The 16,711-nt window shown below is 71.4% G+C and carries 13 protein-coding genes and 1 pseudogene; 4 read left to right on the forward strand and 10 right to left on the reverse strand.

Annotation, left to right across the window (positions count from 1 at the left end):
- Positions 1–5: 5 nt before the first annotated feature.
- The 7 genes from ACWC09_RS00885 to ACWC09_RS00915 form a co-directional block, all read right to left on the reverse strand.
- The gene (locus tag ACWC09_RS00885; protein WP_450847155.1) at positions 6–1,265 is read right to left on the reverse strand and encodes an RNA polymerase sigma factor; all 1,260 of its coding nucleotides are present in this window, start codon (positions 1,263–1,265) and stop codon (positions 6–8) included.
- A complete protein-coding gene (locus tag ACWC09_RS00890; RefSeq protein ID WP_450847157.1) occupies positions 1,262–1,600 on the reverse strand; it encodes a YciI family protein in 339 nt (112 codons plus the stop codon). The genes ACWC09_RS00885 and ACWC09_RS00890 overlap by 4 nt, the downstream gene beginning before the upstream one ends.
- Complete coding sequence (locus ACWC09_RS00895; RefSeq protein ID WP_450847159.1) at positions 1,600–2,301, reverse strand: YciI family protein; 702 nt, start codon at positions 2,299–2,301, stop codon at positions 1,600–1,602. The genes ACWC09_RS00890 and ACWC09_RS00895 overlap by 1 nt, the downstream gene beginning before the upstream one ends.
- 123 nt (positions 2,302–2,424) lie before the next feature.
- On the reverse strand, positions 2,425–3,957 hold the full coding sequence (locus tag ACWC09_RS00900) for an MFS transporter (protein WP_450847160.1): 1,533 nt from the start codon (positions 3,955–3,957) through the stop codon (positions 2,425–2,427).
- Positions 3,958–3,968: 11 nt separating this feature from the next.
- On the reverse strand, positions 3,969–4,382 hold the full coding sequence (locus tag ACWC09_RS00905; RefSeq protein ID WP_450847161.1) for a VOC family protein: 414 nt from the start codon (positions 4,380–4,382) through the stop codon (positions 3,969–3,971).
- Positions 4,383–4,388: 6 nt separating this feature from the next.
- The gene (locus ACWC09_RS00910) at positions 4,389–5,159 is read right to left on the reverse strand and encodes an SDR family NAD(P)-dependent oxidoreductase (protein ID WP_450847163.1); all 771 of its coding nucleotides are present in this window, start codon (positions 5,157–5,159) and stop codon (positions 4,389–4,391) included.
- Between the two features lie 131 nt (positions 5,160–5,290).
- Entirely contained in the window at positions 5,291–5,593 is a 303-nt protein-coding gene (locus ACWC09_RS00915; RefSeq protein ID WP_450847165.1) for a zinc-binding dehydrogenase, read from the reverse strand.
- Between the two features lie 532 nt (positions 5,594–6,125).
- Here ACWC09_RS00915 and rho point away from each other — a divergent pair.
- The 4 genes and pseudogenes from rho to ACWC09_RS00935 form a co-directional block, all read left to right on the forward strand.
- Positions 6,126–7,313 carry a transcription termination factor Rho gene (rho, locus tag ACWC09_RS00920; RefSeq protein ID WP_450847167.1) on the forward strand — a complete coding sequence of 396 codons (1,188 nt, stop codon included), beginning with the start codon at positions 6,126–6,128 and terminating at the stop codon, positions 7,311–7,313.
- Between the two features lie 51 nt (positions 7,314–7,364).
- Positions 7,365–7,928 (forward strand): hypothetical protein, encoded by a 564-nt coding sequence (locus ACWC09_RS00925; RefSeq protein WP_450847169.1) that lies wholly within the window; start codon positions 7,365–7,367, stop codon positions 7,926–7,928.
- Positions 7,925–11,752, forward strand: coding sequence for a HEAT repeat domain-containing protein (locus tag ACWC09_RS00930; RefSeq protein WP_450847171.1), 3,828 nt, complete (start codon positions 7,925–7,927; stop codon positions 11,750–11,752). Before ACWC09_RS00925 ends, ACWC09_RS00930 begins: the two co-directional genes overlap by 4 nt.
- An 85-nt stretch (positions 11,753–11,837) precedes the next feature.
- A pseudogene (locus ACWC09_RS00935) lies at positions 11,838–12,725 on the forward strand (serine hydrolase); the annotation flags it as partial.
- Between the two features lie 35 nt (positions 12,726–12,760).
- Here the strand turns inward: ACWC09_RS00935 and ACWC09_RS00940 are convergent.
- The 3 genes from ACWC09_RS00940 to ACWC09_RS00950 form a co-directional block, all read right to left on the reverse strand.
- The gene (locus ACWC09_RS00940; protein ID WP_450847173.1) at positions 12,761–14,113 is read right to left on the reverse strand and encodes a glycosyltransferase 87 family protein; all 1,353 of its coding nucleotides are present in this window, start codon (positions 14,111–14,113) and stop codon (positions 12,761–12,763) included.
- The gene (gene mptB, locus ACWC09_RS00945; protein ID WP_450847174.1) at positions 14,110–15,504 is read right to left on the reverse strand and encodes a polyprenol phosphomannose-dependent alpha 1,6 mannosyltransferase MptB; all 1,395 of its coding nucleotides are present in this window, start codon (positions 15,502–15,504) and stop codon (positions 14,110–14,112) included. The genes ACWC09_RS00940 and mptB overlap by 4 nt, the downstream gene beginning before the upstream one ends.
- 233 nt (positions 15,505–15,737) lie before the next feature.
- Positions 15,738–16,676 (reverse strand): glutaminase, encoded by a 939-nt coding sequence (locus ACWC09_RS00950; protein WP_450847176.1) that lies wholly within the window; start codon positions 16,674–16,676, stop codon positions 15,738–15,740.
- Between the last annotated feature and the right edge of the window lie 35 nt (positions 16,677–16,711).

The following is a 16,711-nucleotide window of genomic DNA, read 5'->3' on the forward strand; positions in this document are numbered from 1 at the left end:
GGCCCCTACGCGGATCGACACTCCGCGAGCCGCTTCTCCAGAAACCTCCGTTCGGCGTCGTTCTCCACCAGCTCCAGGGCCCGCTCGTACGCCGCGGCCGCCTCGCTCGTCCGTCCGCTGCGGCGCAGCAGGTCGGCCCGGGTGGCCGGCAGCAGGTGGTAGTCGGCCAGGTCGCCCTCCTGTTCCAGCTCGCCGACCAGGGCGAGCCCGGCGTCCGGGCCCTCGGACATGCCGACGGCGACCGCACGGTTGAGGCGGACCACGGCCGAGGGCACGAAGCGGGCCAACTCGCCGTAGAGCGCGGCGATGTCTGCCCAGTCGGTGTCGTCCGCCGTGGCGGCGGTGGTGTGGCAGGCGGCGATGGCGGCCTGGATCTGGTACGGGCCGGGGCGGCCTCGGCGCAGGGTCGTCTCCAGCAGTGCGGCGCCCTCGTCGATCTCGGCCCGGTCCCAGGAGGTGCGGTCCTGGTCCTCCAGGGTGACGAGGTCGCCCGCGTCGTCCACGCGCGTGTGCCTGCGGGCGTCGTGCAGCAGCAGAAGGGCGAGCAGACCGAGCGTCTCGGGCTCGTCGGGCATCAGGCGGGCCAGCAGACGCGCGAGACGGATGGCCTCCGCGCAGAGGTCGGTGCGGACCAGGTCGGCGCCCGAGCTGGCGGCGTACCCCTCGTTGAAGAGCAGGTAGAGCACGCCGAGCACGCCCGTGGTGCGTTCGGGGAGGAGATGCGCGGGCGGCACCCGGTACGGGATGCCGGCGTTGCGGATCTTGCGTTTCGCCCGCACCAGGCGCTGCGCCATCGTCGCCTCGGGGACGAGGAAGGCGCGGGCGATCTCCGGTGTGGTCAGGCCGGCGAGGGTGCGCAGCGTCAGGGCGACCCGTGCCTCGATGGGCAGGGCGGGGTGGCAGCAGGTGAAGATCAGGCGGAGCCGGTCGTCCAGGACGCCGCTGTCGTCACCGTCGCACTCCGGGTCGTACGGTCCCTCGTCCCTCGCCGGCACCGCTGCCTCCCGGAGTTTGGCCGCCCCCACCGCCTGCCGGCGCAGTACGTCGAGGGCGCGGTTACGGGCGGTGGTGGTGAGCCAGGCGCCGGGACGGCGCGGGACGCCGTCGCGCCGCCACCGGTCCAGGGCCTGGGCGAAGGCGTCCTGTGCGCACTCCTCGGCGAGGTCCCAGTCGCCGGTCACCCGGATGAGGGTGGCGACGACCTGGCCCCATTCCTCGCGGAAGGCGGCCGCGACGGCCGTCTCGACGTCGTCCGTGGCGTTCACTCCCAGACCGGCCGTACCTCGACCGAGCCGCCGTCGAACGCGCACGGATGCCTGGCGGCAACGGCGATCGCCTCGTCGAGGTCGGCGACGTCGATGAAGGCGAGCCCGGCGAGGTACTCCTTGGTCTCCACGAACGGCCCGTCGCTGAGCAGGACCTCGTCGCCGCGGACCCGGACGGTGGTGGCGTCGGCGACCGGACGGAGGCGGGCACCGCCGGTGACCCGGCCCGCCCGTACCTCCTCGAAGTAGGCGGCGAAGCGTGGGGCGTCCGCGTGCTCCGCCGGGCTCTGCTCCTCCTCCCCGACCGGGGAGGAGAACAGCAGGGCGTACTTCATCACGCCTCCTTCACGGACACGGCGTGCTCGTGCGTGATCAGCCACCGCAGGCCGACGTCGCGGTAGCCGGTGGTCACGCGCAGTGTCCGGGTGAGCCGGGTGCCGGTCAGGCGGACGAGCGCGTGCGCGAAACCGATGCTCTCGTCGACGTGCACACCGAGGTCCAGCACCTCACGGACCACGGGGCCGGCCGTGAACAGGTCGTGCAGTGCCTTGCGGTGGGCGTCCAGGCCCTGCCGTTCGTGGCCGTCGGCCAGGTGGAAGACGTCCGCGTCGGGTGCGTAGCAGGCCAGTACGCGGTCGAGGTCCGCTTCCCGGAACCCTTCGGTCAGTTCCGCGTCGAGGGCGCGCATGGCCGTCTCGGGGTCCTCCGCCTCCCCCATCGGCCAGAAGGGCCGTACCTCCATGGCCCCGATGGTCGCCACCGGGTGCCTGGCAGCGGCCTCGACCGCCTCCTCCAGGCTGTCGCACTCCAGGACGTCGAATCCGGCGACGTACTCCTTGGTCTCCGCGAACGGCCCGTCGGTGCGCAGTACTTCGCCCTCACGCACGCGTACCGTGACCGCCTCGGAGGGCAGGGCGAGCCGGTGGCCGTGCAGCCGTACGCCGCGGTCGCCCAGCTCCTCCACCCAGGGTTCGACGGGTGCCATGCCCGTGGCGTCGGCGGTGTCGTCGCCGCAGACGAGCAGCATGTACTTCATGGGTCCTCCCGGTCGTCATGAGCTTCCTACACCCCACCGACGAACGGGACAGAGCCGAATCGACACCCGGGCGTGCCGAGAGGCCGGGGAGTGTGCCCCGGCCTCTCGGTTCTGCCCTGCTCGCTACGCCGACGCTGTCTGCACCGTCGGTTCGCCCGCGCCCACCGCAGAGCGTGCGGTGTTCTTGCGGACCAGGAGCAGGGTGACCATGGCGCCCAGCAGGGAGGCGCAGCCGCAGATGACCACGCCGACGGCCATGCCGTGGCCGAGGGCGGTCTGGGCGGCGGCCTTGGCGCTGTCGCTGCCGGCGTTGACGACGGCCAGCGGACCCGCCGCTGCCTCCATGCCGGCGTCGGCGCCGCTGAGCTTGCCGACCAGGGCCCCGGACGCGATGCTCATCGCGACGGTGCTGATCACGGCCGGACCGAGGCCCTGTCCGAACTCACGGACCAGGCTGGTGGCACCGCTCGCCATGCCGGTCATGTTGATCGGTACGGCGTTCACGGCGGCGGAGGTCAGCGAGGAGACGACGCAGATGAAGCCGACGCCGAGCAGGAGCACCGGGCCGATGAAGGCCGCGAGGGAGGTGGTGGTGATCGGCAGGGCGGCGATCCAGAACTGGCCGGCGGCCATGGGCAGCAGTCCGCCCATCAGGAGCCAGCGCGGCTCGACCTTGGTGAGCATCTTGCTCAGCACCGGGGCGAGCAGCAGAGGGATCAGCTGGAGGATCACGAACGGCATGCCGGCCCGCAGCGCGCTGAGGTGCATCACGGCGCCGAGGCGGATGGAGACGCAGTAGGCGGTGCCGATGAAGCCGAACATGCCGGCCAGGGCGACGACGGCCGCGGCGGCGAACGACGGGATCTTCAGCAGGTCCAGGTTGAACATGGGGGACGGGGACCGCTTCTCGGCGAGGAAGAAGCAGACCAGGGCGACGGCGGCCAGGGAGAGCGAGCCGACGATCGCCGGGCTGCTCCAGCCGCGGTCGCCGCCCTCGATGATGCCCCACAGCAGTGCGGTCAGACCGACGGCGATGGAGATCTGGCCGGGCCAGTCCAGGATGCGGCCCTCGGGCGCCTTGGAGTCGGTGACCAGGGCCCAGCAGGTGACGCCGACCGCGAGCCCCAGGAGGACCGGCGGCACGAAGGCCCAGCGGAAGTCGGCGATGGTGGCGAGGACGCCGGAGGACAGCGGACCGAGGGCCGAGGCGAGGGAGATGCTCAGCGCCCAGGTGGAGACGGCCTTCGCGCGGTCCTTCTCCCCCGGCGTGGCGGCGGCGATCACCGCGAGGGAGCTGGGGAAGAGCGCGGCGGCGCCGATGCCGGCGAGGGCCTGGCCGATCCAGAGCATGGTGATGTTCTGGGAGGTGGCGTTGAGGAGTTCACCGAGGGCGAGGACGAATCCGCCGAGCACCAGGAGCCGCTTTCGGCCGAACAGGTCGCCTACCACGCCGAAATTCAGCTCGAGAATGGCGGTGGGGAGAATGAAGGCGGACGTCACCCACGCCACCTGGGAACCGGAAGCGCCGAATGCGGCCTGAATGTTGCCGTTGATCGGCGAGGGCACGGTAATGCACAACTGTGCCGCGGCGACCGCGAGGCAACACGCTATGAGCGTCCCCGTGTCGAGCTTCTTCAAGGAAATCGATTGCGTCATCGCGCGTGCCCTCACTCTGTGTTTTTCTCTATGAGTTCGATGAGATTTCCCTCGGGGTCGCTGACCCAGGCCATGCGGATTCCGGGCTCGGGAGAGGGCCCGGGTTTCATGACCTCGCCCGCCCCGTGGGCCACCAGGGCCTCGTAGACGGGGTCGAGTTCGGGGGTGGTGACCGCGAAGTGCCCGTATCCCTCGGTGAGGGCGGCGGTCATCGGGTCGGGCGCCCGGAGGCCGGGCGCGGATCCGGGACGGGCCAGCAACTCGATGCGCCAACCGTGCGGGTGGGCCAGGACGACGCCGCTGAGGCCGGGGCCGTCGAGGTGGAAGTCGAAGACGGGGGTCAGCCCGAAGGCGTCCCGGTACCAGGCGGTCAGGGTGACGAGGTCGCGTACGTTGACGCCCACGTGGTCGAGTCGTCCGTGCACGGCCGCTCAGCCCGCCATCGCGCTGTCGCCGCCGTCGACCATGAGGTTGGCGCCGTTGACGAACGCCGCCTCGTCGGAGCAGAGGAAGGCCGCGGCGCGTGCGATGTCCTCGGGCTCACCGACCCGCCCGACCGGAATCCGCGCCTCCAGCTGGGCCTTCGGCCCGTTCGGGTCGTCGAGGAAGGGGGCGGTGGCCGAGGTGCGGGTCATGCCGGGGGCGATGGTGTTGACGCGGATGCGGTGCGGGGCGCCAGCCGCGCACAGATGCTTGCTCATCGCCAGCACCCCGCCCTTGGCCGCACCGTGCGGCACCATCGGCATGAACGGCGCGCCGCGTACGGCGGCCACGGAGGCGACGTTGAGGACGGCACCGCCGCCGCGGGCGATCAGGTGCGGCCAGGCGGCCTGGGTGCAGAAGTAGGGGATGTCCAGCTCGTTCTTGATGGTGAAGTACCAGTCGTCGGCCGGCATGGTCTCGAACGGGCCGTTCCGCAGCGCGGACGCGTTGTTGTAGAGGATGTCGATCCCGCCGAAGGCCTCGATCCCGGCGTCGATCCAGGCCTGCGCGCCCTCCTGTGTGGACAGGTCGACGGGTGCGAGGGAACGCATCACTCCGCCGGCCTTCTCGACCAGTTCCACGGTTTCGGCGGCACTGCTCTCATCGAGGTCACAGCCGAAAACAGTGGCGCCTTCAGCGGCGAATACCTGGGCCGCGGCCCGGCCTATTCCGGCCCCCGTTCCACTGATGAAAGCGATTTTCCCGGCCAGTCGACCCATGATTGCCCAAGTCCCTTGTTCCGTTCCCGCCCTGGTGCGGTGGTGGCAGCGTAGGTAGCGGGCCTACCCGGAACAAGAAATCGGTCAATCGGGCGTTCGTATGGCTGGTATGCGGAGCGCCTGGACGGCTCTCAGTCCACGTCGAGGACTGCCTTCCCGCGATCGCTGCGGCTTCTCAGTGCCTCCACCGCGTCCGCGATCTTGTCCCAGGGTCCGCGCCAGTCGACCGGGACGCGCAGTTTCCCGGCGGCGACCAGGGCGAGCAGGCGCTCCAACTGGCCCTGACGGTCGGTGAGTCCGCCGCCGTTGCAGACCGACACGATCGCCTTGGGCGCCTTGCTGCCCAGCGTGGAACCGACCGGCAGCACGGCCTCCCGCCCTGCGGTCAGCCGACGCTCTGCCGACAGGCCGACGCCGTCCGGGACCACGGCCACGTCGGCCGTACAGGCCCTGGACGGACGGCAGTTCGACTCGTGTACGGGTGCGCTGGGCGGTCTGCCCGAACCTGGATCGATGGGCGGACGTGGTGTCCCCGAAGCCCGCTCCGGGCGAGGGACCCGAACTGTTGTCGCCACGGACAGTTACCGGTGGACGCGCGGAATACGCGAGGTCCTCAACGCGTTGAAGCAACCAGGACCGACCGTCCGGAGCCTCCGCGAGAGCGAGGAGCTCCCCTGGGCGGGCCGGCCGCGGTGGGGGACCGCGCCGCCTGTGGTACGGTTCTGTCAGCACTCGTGTCAGCCCCGTTGAGGGCACCGGTGCCAGTTCCACTTCAGTTCGCCGACAGCCCGCCGTCTTCCGGCCGGCACACCGGCTTTTCTCTCACCACCTCGCGACCGGCCCGTCCGTGCCGTACCCCGAGGTGCTGTTCCCGCCGCCGAAGGCGCATGTCCGCCTTCCTCTCGCGGCTCCCACCCCTTCCTCCCGCATGTCACATGCCATTCGTCCTCGAAAGGACCGACCACCATGACCACCACTCTCGAACACCCCCCTGTGAAGCAGGAATCCCAGACCCAGGTCGCCCTCGGTGTCCTCGACATCGACGCGGGCGGAAAGGGTCACCTGCGCGCCGCCGACAACCTCCTCGCCACCCCCTCCGACCTGCCGGTCTCCCCCGCGCTGATCCGCCGTCACGGCCTGCGCAAGGGTGACCTCGTCGAAGGGGTGCGGGACGGCCGACGCGCCCTGACCGAGGTCGTACGGATCAATGGGCGCACGCCCGAACAGGCCCGCAACCGACGTCACTTCCGCGACCTCACGCCGCTCCACCCGAACCAGCGGCTCCGCCTGGAGCACCCGGCGGCCGGACTGACGGGGCGGGTCGCCGACCTGATCTCCCCCGTCGGCAAGGGCCAGCGCGGGCTGATCGTGGCCCCGCCCAAGACCGGCAAGACGGTGCTGCTGCAGCAGATCGCGGCGGCCGTCGCCGGAAACCATCCCGAGTGCCGTCTGATCGTGCTGCTCACCGACGAGCGACCCGAGGAGGTCACCGAGATGCGGCGCTCCGTGCGCGGCGAGGTGTACGCCTCCACGTTCGACCGGGCGCCCAAGCAGCACATCGCGCTCGCCGAGCTCGTGATCGAGCGGGCCAAGCGGCTCGTCGAGGCGGGCGAGGACGTCGTGATCCTGCTCGACTCCCTGACCCGGCTGTGCCGGGCCCACAACAACGCGGCCGCCTCGGGTGGCCGCACCCTCAGCGGCGGTGTCGACGCCGCCGCGCTGCTCGGCCCGAAGCGGTTCTTCGGCGCCGCCCGGCTCACCGAGGAGGGCGGCTCTCTCACCATCCTCGCGACCGCCCTGGTGGAGACCGGCTCCCGCGCCGACGACTACTTCTTCGAGGAGCTCAAGAGCACCGGCAACATGGAGCTCCGCCTGAGCCGCGAACTCGCCTCGCGCCGTGTCTTCCCTGCCGTCGACATCAGCCCGTCCGGCACTCGCCGCGAGGAACTCCTCCTCTCCCCCGTCGAGTTGACCGCCGTACACGGCCTGCGGCGCGCCCTGCAGACCCGGGACGGCCAGGCGAGCCTGGAAACCCTCTTGGAGCGCATGCGGGACACGCCCGACAACGCGACGTTCCTGCGGCGCATCCAGCCGACGCTGCCCTCCGAGGGAGACCACTCCCCCAAATCACCCCATTTCTCGGCGGAGTTGTGAGCGGACGGATAACTTGTCTGCGGCATGGCACCAACGCAAGGGGGGATCTCCGTGACCGGACTCGAAATCGCCGTGGGGTATGTCTTCGCCTGGGCCGTCCGCAAGGTGCGCCGAGCGGCACCGAAGGCGGACGCGGAGGTCGACCGGGCGATCGACGCGGGGATGGACCGTTTCCACGACGTCGTCAGCCGGATGCTGGGGGCCGACCCCGCGCTCGACGAGGCCGTCGAAGAAGCCCGCGGCGGGGCTGAGGAGCTCAGCGACCTGACCCGTCAGCGCCTGGTGCTGTCTCTGATGGCGGCGGTCAAACGCAACCCGCCCTTCGAGGACGAGCTCGCCGAAGCGGTCGCCGCGCTCCAGGAGGCCGGCGCCCCGGTGCCGACCCTGACGGTGACGGCGAAGGGTGTGCGCTCGGTCGCCGTGGGCGGCGACGCGAGCGTGATCGTCACCGGTGACCGTGTCACGCTGCCCACCACCACCCCAGCTGCGCCCGCGGTGAACGGCGAACGCGCCCCCCTGAACCGGCAGGTCGACGTCGAGGCCTCCGGAGACCGGGCCGTCGCCGTCGCGGAAGACGCCGGCCTGATCATCACGGGAGACGGCCCGGAGTCATGACCGAGCGGGAGCCGGTCGCCCGCACGGCGGACGAGGTACCCGGTGTCCGAGCGGGGGCGGAACGGGCGGTCGCGGTCGGAGGGAGCGCGGGGGCCGTCATCTCGGGCGACCGCAACACGACCGTGATCCACATCGGCCCGGATCACAGAGCCCCGGCCCCGCCGTCGGAGCAGGACATCACCGCGGCGGTGGCCCACTACGCACGGCAGGTCCAGCGGGCGTACGGGCGTCTGGACCTGGAAGTCCTGACCCCGCTGTCGGAGGAACACCCGACGGTGGAGCTGCGCGAGGTCTTCGTCACGCCGACCGTCCGCGCCGACCCGCCGCCCGTCGAGCTTCCGCGGGAAATCCTCAGGCGACTGGAGGAGTCCGGACAGCTCCAGGACCGGGACGCGATGCTGCCGGGCGTCGACGACCGCGCGGTCGCACGGATCCGGGACAGCTATCTCCGGCAGCCCGCCCAGGATGTGCTGGAGGTCCTGGCCTCACCAGCGAACCGGCTCCTGGTCCTGCTCGGGGATCCGGGAGCCGGTAAGTCGACCCTCGTGCGCTATCTGACACTGGCGTTGACCCACGGGGCGGTCGACGGGACGCTCGCCGCGCTGTCCGGCACGGTTCCGTTCGTGGTGGAGCTGCGACAGTACGCCGAGGAAAGCTGGCGCCACCGCCCCTTCGAGGACTTCCTCGCCCATCTGCACGATGACCTCACGCTGTCCGTACCGCGTGCCGTCATGGAACAACTCCTGCTGTTCGAGCGGGCGTTGGTGGTCTTCGACGGACTCGACGAGCTCTTCGACGCCAAGGTCCGGGACGAGGTCGCCCAACGCATCGCCGCCTTCGCCATGCGCTGGCCGACGGCCCGTGTGGTGGTGACCTCGCGAGTCATCGGCTATCGGCGCCACCCCTTCGACGGGGCGGGCTTCGCCCACTTCATGCTCCAGGAGCTGGACGAGGAACGGATCGGCGAGTTCATCACCAGTTGGTACCGAGCCTCGTGTCCGGGCGAGCCGCTGCTCGCCGAGAGGCTGACCGAGCGAATCGGATCGGCCGTTCGGGGTTCCCATCCCCTGCGGGAAATGGCGGGCAATCCGCTGCTGTTGACCGTCCTGGCCATCGTCGGCCGCCGTCAGCAGCTGCCCAACAAGCGCCATCGCCTGTACGAACACGCGGTCACCGTTCTGATCTCGGAATGGGACAGGACCGCCAAGCATCTCCAGACATCGGTGACACCGGAGGTCTCAGAGGTCCTGGACCTGCTCGGGCCCGACGAACGGCTGGAGGTGCTGCGTCTGCTGGCGCGCACCATGCAGGAGGGACACAGCGGCATCGCCGGCAACCACATCCTCCGCAAGGACCTCATCGGCGTGCTGCGCAGCTACTTGCATCCGCAGTACTCCCCATCCCCTGGGCACGCCGAAGCGGCGGCCAAGGCCATGGTCGCCCAGCTCCGCGAGCGCAATTTCATCCTCTGTCACTACGGGGACGGGGTGTACGGGTTCGTCCATCGCGTCTTCCTGGAATACCTCGCCGCTGCCGATATCGCGTACCGCTACAAGGACGACCGCGAGTGGACACCCGAGGAACTGGTCGAGCAGGTGATCGTTCCACGCGCCCGCGATGCCTCGTGGCACGAGGTTCTCCTGCTGCTGACCGGGCAGGTGGGTACGCCGACTGCGGATGCCGCCATCGGCCGCCTGCTGGAGTTGCACCGACGGTCTCAGGAGCGCGACGCATCCCTTGTGGTGCTCGCCCTGCGGGCGTTGGCCGAGGCCGGGCGGCGTCCCGGGGATCTCTCCGCACGAGGTGCGGCAGCGGTCGACGCGGCCACCCGAAGTCTCGACGCCCGGGGCAGAAAAGGGCCTCTGCTACTGGAGGAGGCGCTGCCCGCGCTGGCTTCGTTCGGCCCGCACTGGGTGGGGCACCAGCGGTACCTGCGGTGGTACGGCCTGAGCGGGCAGTTCTCACTGAGCGACGAACCCTCGGGCGTTGTGGGTACGCTCCGACTGCGCCTCGAGGAACTGGCCGCGCTGGCCCGAGGCTCGTACTACGGCGTCGACCGTATGTACTTCGCCTTTCTGTGGGGGCAACAACATCCGCACGACAACGCGGTCCACGATCTCGTCCTGCACGCCGTGTCACACGACCCCCTCGCCAATGTGCGCTCCACGGCCATGGAAGTGCTGGTGGAGCTCTGGCCCGACCGTCAGGACGTCCGGGCCTGTCTCGTGGCCCGCTCGACCGATGACCCCGACGCCGACACCCGTCGTGCCGCGCTTCGCCTGCTCGCCGCTGTGTGTCTCGACGACGCGGACGTTCGCGCTCTGATCGAGCGTGCCGCGACCGAGGAGTCGTTCGAAGGGGGTCGGGTCACCCTTCTGCAGGCACTGTCCGAGGGGACCAGCGAGCGGGACGACGTCCGCCGGTTCGTGATGCGGCGTGCCATCGACGACGACCATCCCTACGTCCGCCAGGCCGCACTCCGGATCCTGGGCGATCGCTGCTCGGACCGGCCGGACATCCTCGACTTCATGGTCCAGCGCGTCATCGACGACGCCCACCCGCAAGACTGCAGCTCGGCGATGTGGGTCCTCGGCGAACACTGGCCGGGCGACCCACGCGTGCGTGACCTGCTCCTGCGACAGGCTTGCGACGCCCACCGGGTGAGTACCCGCGTCCACGCCGCGACCGTCCTAGGACGGCACTGGCCCCACGACGAGGATGTCCGCCGAGCCCTCGTCCGAGCTGCCGGGGAGCCTCATCCGACGCTTCGAAAAGCCGCCCTCGAACGACTTGGCGAGCACTGGCCCCACGAGGAGGAGACGCACGAGACCGTGCTGCGTCTCGCCGCCGAAGATCCGGACGCCGACGTCCGACGCGCAGCCATCCGGTTGCTGGACCACGAGTCGCTCCGGGCAGACGGCAGCTGTACCGTGCTCATGGCCATCGCCGAGGAAGCGGACGCACGCGTCCGCGAAGATGCCCTGCGACAGTTGGCATGCCACTGGCCCGACTCGGCGGACGTGCGGGACTTGTTGCTCGGGACCGTCACCGCTGACCTGCCGGCGTACACGCGCGCCACGGTCCTCCAAGCACTGCAGACCACTTGGGGCGTCCGCGACGACGTCCGCGAGCTCGTTCTGCGCGCCGCCGATGATCCTGAGGAGTACGACCGAGGTGTCTTCCTGGGTGTTCTGGGAGACGACTGGCCCGATAGGGAGGACGTCCTCGAAGTACTCCTCCGCGTGGCCCAGTGCCCCGAGACCATCCATGGCGGTCGACGTGCCGGCATGCGGCTGCTCACGAGGCGTTGGTTCGATCGGGACGACGTCCGCGCCGTCGTCACCCAGGCGACAGCCGACCCCGAGGCGACCTATTCGGCGTCCGGCATCCTGTACGAGCTCGCCGAGCACTGGTTCTGGCGTGACGACGTGCGAGACATCTTCATCCACGCGGCTTCCCACCACGAAGGAGCGATCACTCGGGAGCACGCGGTGAAGACGCTCGCTCTGCGCCATGCAGATCACCCTGGCGTGCAGGCCCTCTTCCGCCGTCTCGCGACGCACGACCCGGCCCCCGATGTCCGCTTCACCGCATTGACCCGTTGGGCGCTTCAGGCCGAAGACAGCGAGGTGCGCCCGCTCGCCCTCGCCCGCGCCGCCGCGGACCCCGATGCCCAGGTCCGCTGCAAGCTCCTGCACATGCTCGCCCTGACCTGGCCCGCCCACCCCGACACCACAGCCGTGCTCCAGGACCGCGCGCACCACGACCCCGACAAGGAGACCCGCGCCGCGGCCGCGTACCTCCTGGATCAGCTCGCACTCTGACCCCCACTGCGTCATCCGGGTACTCCCACCCCCGCCCCGGCCCGGCCATCGCCCCGAACGCCGGACCGATTCCTACGTTGACAATATGACCATCGGATTCTCATTCCGGACGCCTCGGGCAGCCGTCACGACCTGCGCTCTCTGTGTCGCGGGCGTCCTCGCGCTCACGCCCGTCGCGGCGGCCGTAGGCACCGAACCCACCCCGCCCGGCGGGCCGCGGACGGCGGTGCCGCAGCCCTCGTTCCTGCACCGAGCGGGCACGCAGGTTCGGCCCCACCGCGGGGCGCCCGTTGTTCCGGACGTCTCGGCGCTGTCCTGGCTGGTGGCCGACGCCCACACCGGCGAGGTGCTGGCCGCGCACGACGCGCACCGCAGGCTGCCGCCCGCGAGCACCCTCAAGACCCTCTTCGCCGTCACCGTGCTGCCCGCCCTGCCCGGCGGCGTCCGACACAAGGTCCGGGAGGAGGAGCTGGCGGACATCGGACCCGGCAGCAGCATGGTCGGCGTCGCCGAGGGCCAGACCTACACGGTCGCCGACCTGTGGCGCGGGGTCTTCCTCAACTCCGGGAACGACGCCGTGCACGTCCTCGCCGCGCTCGACGGCGGCTGGAGTACGACGGCCGCCCGGATGCAGGCCAAGGCGCGCGCACTCGGGGCACTGGACACGCAGGTGAAGTCGCCGGACGGCTACGACACGCCGGGACAGGTGTCGTCGGCGTACGACCTCGCGGTGTTCGGCCGGGCCGGGCTGCGCAACGCCGACTTCGCCCGGTACTGCGGGACCGCCTTGGCGAGGTTCCCGGGGGGCGACGGATGGTCGTACGAGATCGTGAACACCAACCGGCTGCTGACCGGTGCGGATGGTGTGGAACCGTATCCCGGGCTGATCGGCGTCAAGAACGGCTACACCACCAACGCGGGCAACACGCTCGTCGCCGCGGCCCGGCGAGGCGGGCGCACGCTCGTCGTCACGGTGATGAACCCGCAGGCCGGTGGTGGGTTCACCGTCTACGAGGAGGCGCGGGAGCTGCTCGACTGGGGGTTCGCGGCCGCAGGGCGGGTGGAGCCGGTGGGGTCGTTGGACGGGCTGCGGATCACGCCCAGCCCGGGCCCGGCCGCCACTCCGGTGGCCGTCGCGGTCGCACCGGAGGGTGAGTCGCGGTGGCCGGAGGCGGGTGCCGTCTCGGGGGCCGCCGTCCTCGGCGCGGGCGCGGTGGCCTTCGCGCTGCGGGTCAGGAGCGCGCGGTCGGCGGGGAGTTGACCGACCGGCAGCCACAGCAGCAGACCGAGGGTGATCCACGTGTACGTGTTGCTGCCGAGGAATCCGTCGATGCCGGAGGCGTCGTGGAACCACAGCCACACCACGCTGGTGCACAGCACGGCGTACAGGGCGCCCGCGATCCGCGGGTGCCCTGCGCGGATCAGCACGGCGAGGGCCGGCAGCAGCCACACCAGATGGTGCACCCAGGTGATCGGGCTGACCAGGCAGGCGGTCAGCCCGGTGAGGGCGAACGCGGCCGGCCAGTTGCCCCGGAGGAGCGCCCCGCGGGCCCGGTGCGCCCAGACGCCGAGGACCAGCAGGACCGCCGCCGCCCAGACCGCGCGGTCCGTCTCCCCGAGGCGGGCGAGGATGCCCTGCAGGGACTGGTTGGAGACGTACTCGAGCCGGCCCACCCGGTTCGTGTCCCACAGGGCCCGGGTCCAGTAGAAGCGTGAGGCGTCCGGGGCGACCAGAGCCGCGAGCCCGGTCGCCGCGATCGTGACGGCCGTCGCCACGGCGGCGGCGCGCCAGCGGCGGGCGAGCAGAAGGAGCCCGATGAAGAGTGCGGGGGTGAGCTTGATCGCCGAGGCCAGACCGATGCCCACGCCCGCCCAGCGGCCCCGCCCGGTGCCGAGCAGCCAGGCGTCGGCGAGCACGAGGGCCAGCAGCAGGAGGTTGACCTGCCCGAAGCTGAAGGTGTCGCGGAGCGGTTCGAAGAGGGCGAGCAGACAGGCGCCCAGGGCACAGCCGTACCAGCCGTAGCGCCGCCAGGCCCCACCCGTCACGATGTGCACGATCAGCGCGAGGGCCGCCAGGTTGAGCAGCAGTGACAGGGCGATCGCGGTGCGCAGGCCGACCAGTGCCATGGGCAGCATGGCGACGGCCGCGAAGGGCGGGTAGGTGAAGCCGTACGTCGTTCCCGGCACCTGGTAGTCGTAGAGGCGCCCGCCGTGGTGGACCCAGGTGTTGACGGCGCCGTAGTAGACGCGCAGGTCGAACCAGTCGCGCAGCAGCGGCACGGTCGCGGTGAAGGCGGCGACGGCGACGGCGAGGGCGAGGACCAGCAGCAGACGGCCGCGGTCGGTGCGGGGCGGGGTCATGCGGTGTGTCCGAGCGCCGGGGCCTGGGCGGTCTGATGGGCCTGCCACAGGACTACGACGGCCAGCACGCCGCCGGATACCGCCAGCACGAGCTGGCCGCTGTCCACCGGTCCGCCGCTCGGCAGGGTGGCGAGCGCGAGGACGCCCGTCACGGCCGCCACCCGGTGTCGTACGGAGGTGGTGGGTGCGGCGGCGGCGATGAGGAACAGGCCCCACAGGGCGTACCAGGGGCGGATCGCGGGACCGAAGGCGGCGACCGTGGCGAGGCTCAGGCCGAGGGCGTACACCGGGCGGGGGCGCAGCCGCCACCAGATGGCCGCGATCACGAGCCCGGTGACCACGAGGCCGAACAGGTGCCACGCCGGCAGGGCGAGCGGGGCGAGGTCGCTGCCGAGGCGTTCGAGGAGGGCGCCGGTGGCACGGCCGAGGAGGCTGGTCAGGGCCCAATTGTGCGAGGAGACGGGGGTGTTGAGGGCCCCTATCCAGCCGTATCCGGTGCCGGCGACGGCCGTGGCCGCGACCGTGGTGGCCGCGGCGGCGAGGACGGTCGTCAGGACGGCCTTCGCGGGCCGCCGCCCGGCTCTCACCTGCAGCACGACGACCGCGGCGAGCCCCAGCACGGCGGGCGCCTTGACCAGCGCGGCGAGCGTGACGAGTACGGCGCCCAGGACCGGCCACCGGCCCAGCGCCGCGACCAGACCGACGCCGAGCAGGCCGAGCATGATGGCGTCGTTGTGGGCGCCGGCGACCAGATGGAGCAGCACCAGCGGATTGAGGGCGCCGAGCCAGAGCGCGGCGGCCGGATCGGCGCCGCTGTGCCGGGCGAGGCGGGGCAGTGCGGCGGCCATCAGCGCCACGCCGAGCAGGGCGACCAGCCGCATGCCGACGAGCCCCGCCGGAAGCTCGCCACGGGTCAGACCCGACAGGTGGGACGCGACGGCGAGGAACACCGGGCCGTACGGCGCTGCGGTGTTCCGCCACAGCGGCGCGACCTCGTCCGCGAGCGGGCCGCCGAGCTGGGCGGGCCCGTGCGCGTACACGTCGATGTGGGCGTCGACCATGGCGCCCTGGGCGAGGTAGCTGTAGACGTCCCGGCTGAACAGCGGCGGGGCCAGCAGCAGCGGAGCCGCCCAGATCGCGAGCACCAGCAGCAGGGTGCGCGGGGTGGGCGGCTCGGCGCCGCGGACCAGCCGCCCGAGCAGCACCCAGGCGGCTATCAGCAGGACGACGCCGAAGTAGACGCCGACCAGGCCCAGGGCCGCGCGGACGTTGGCGGGGGCCAGGAGCTCCTGCACGGGCAGGGCACCGGCCGTCTCACCTCCCAGGGCGAGGAAGGCGGTGCCGGCCAGGCCCAACACCTGGCAGCGGCGGAGATCGACGGGGAAAGCCATGGCCAACACTCGGTCAGCGTGTCAACGCCGGGTGGCCGGAAATTGACGCGCCGCCCTCGCGCCGGGGGCCTGCGTGTGACCGGCGTGTGATCCCGTGATCACACCGATGAGCTCTCCGGCTCCGGCCGGTCTCCCAGATGTGCGACTCGCGGCGTCCGCCGGTACTGCCGCACGGCGGGGTGCTCACCGTCCCTGCCGGTGCCGCTGCTGACCGAGTTCCTGGACTGAACCGCTCAGAACACCGACACCCCGGTCAGCGTCGTGAAGCGGTCCAGTGCCGCCATCCCCGCCACCGAGTTGCCGCGCTCGTCGAGCCCCGGGCTCCATACGCAGAGCGTGCACCGGCCGGGCACGACGGCGATGATGCCGCCGCCGACACCGCTCTTGCCGGGCAGGCCGACGCGATAGGCGAACTCGCCGGCCGCGTCGTACGTCCCGCAGGTCAGCATCACCGCGTTGACCTGTTTGGCCTGGCTGCGGGTGAGCAGCCGGGTGCCGTCGGCGCGGATGCCGTGGCGGGCCAGGAAGGTGGTGGCGAGGGCCAGGTCGGCGCAGGACGCCGTGATCGAGCACTGGCGGAAGTACTGGTCGAGCAGGGCCGGGATCGGGTTCTCGATATTGCCGTAGGACGCCATGAAGTGGGCGAGGGCGGCGTTCCGGTCACCGTGTCCGGCCTCGGAGGCGGCGACGTCCTTGTCGAAGTCCAGCGTGGGGTTGCCGCTCTCGGTGCGCAGGAAGGCCAGCAGCTCGCCGGCCGCGTCTCCGGTACGGGTCTGCAGGCGGTCGGTGACGACGAGCGCGCCCGCGTTGATGAACGGGTTGCGCGGGATGCCGCTCTCGTACTCCAGCTGGATCAGGGAGTTGAAGGGATTGCCGGAGGGCTCGCGGCCCACGTGCTCCCAGAGTTCGTCGCCCTCGCGGGCCAGGTCGAGGGCGAGGGTGAAGACCTTGGTGATGGACTGCGTGGAGAACGGATGCCGCCAGTCCCCCACGCCGTAGACCGTGCCGTCCAGCTCCGCGACCGCCATCCCGAAGCGGCGCGGATCGCAGGCCGCGAGCGCCGGGATGTAGTCGGCGGGGCGGCCTCGGCCGGGGCTGCGTTCGATCTCCTCCGCGATGCGCTCCAGGACCGGCTGGAAAGGGTGGGACGACGTCGTTGTCATGATCACCATTGTGCCTCCGCGCCGATCCTGGCGCGTTGTCGCGG

The sequence above is a fragment of the Streptomyces sp. NPDC001617 genome, from assembly GCF_053596855.1.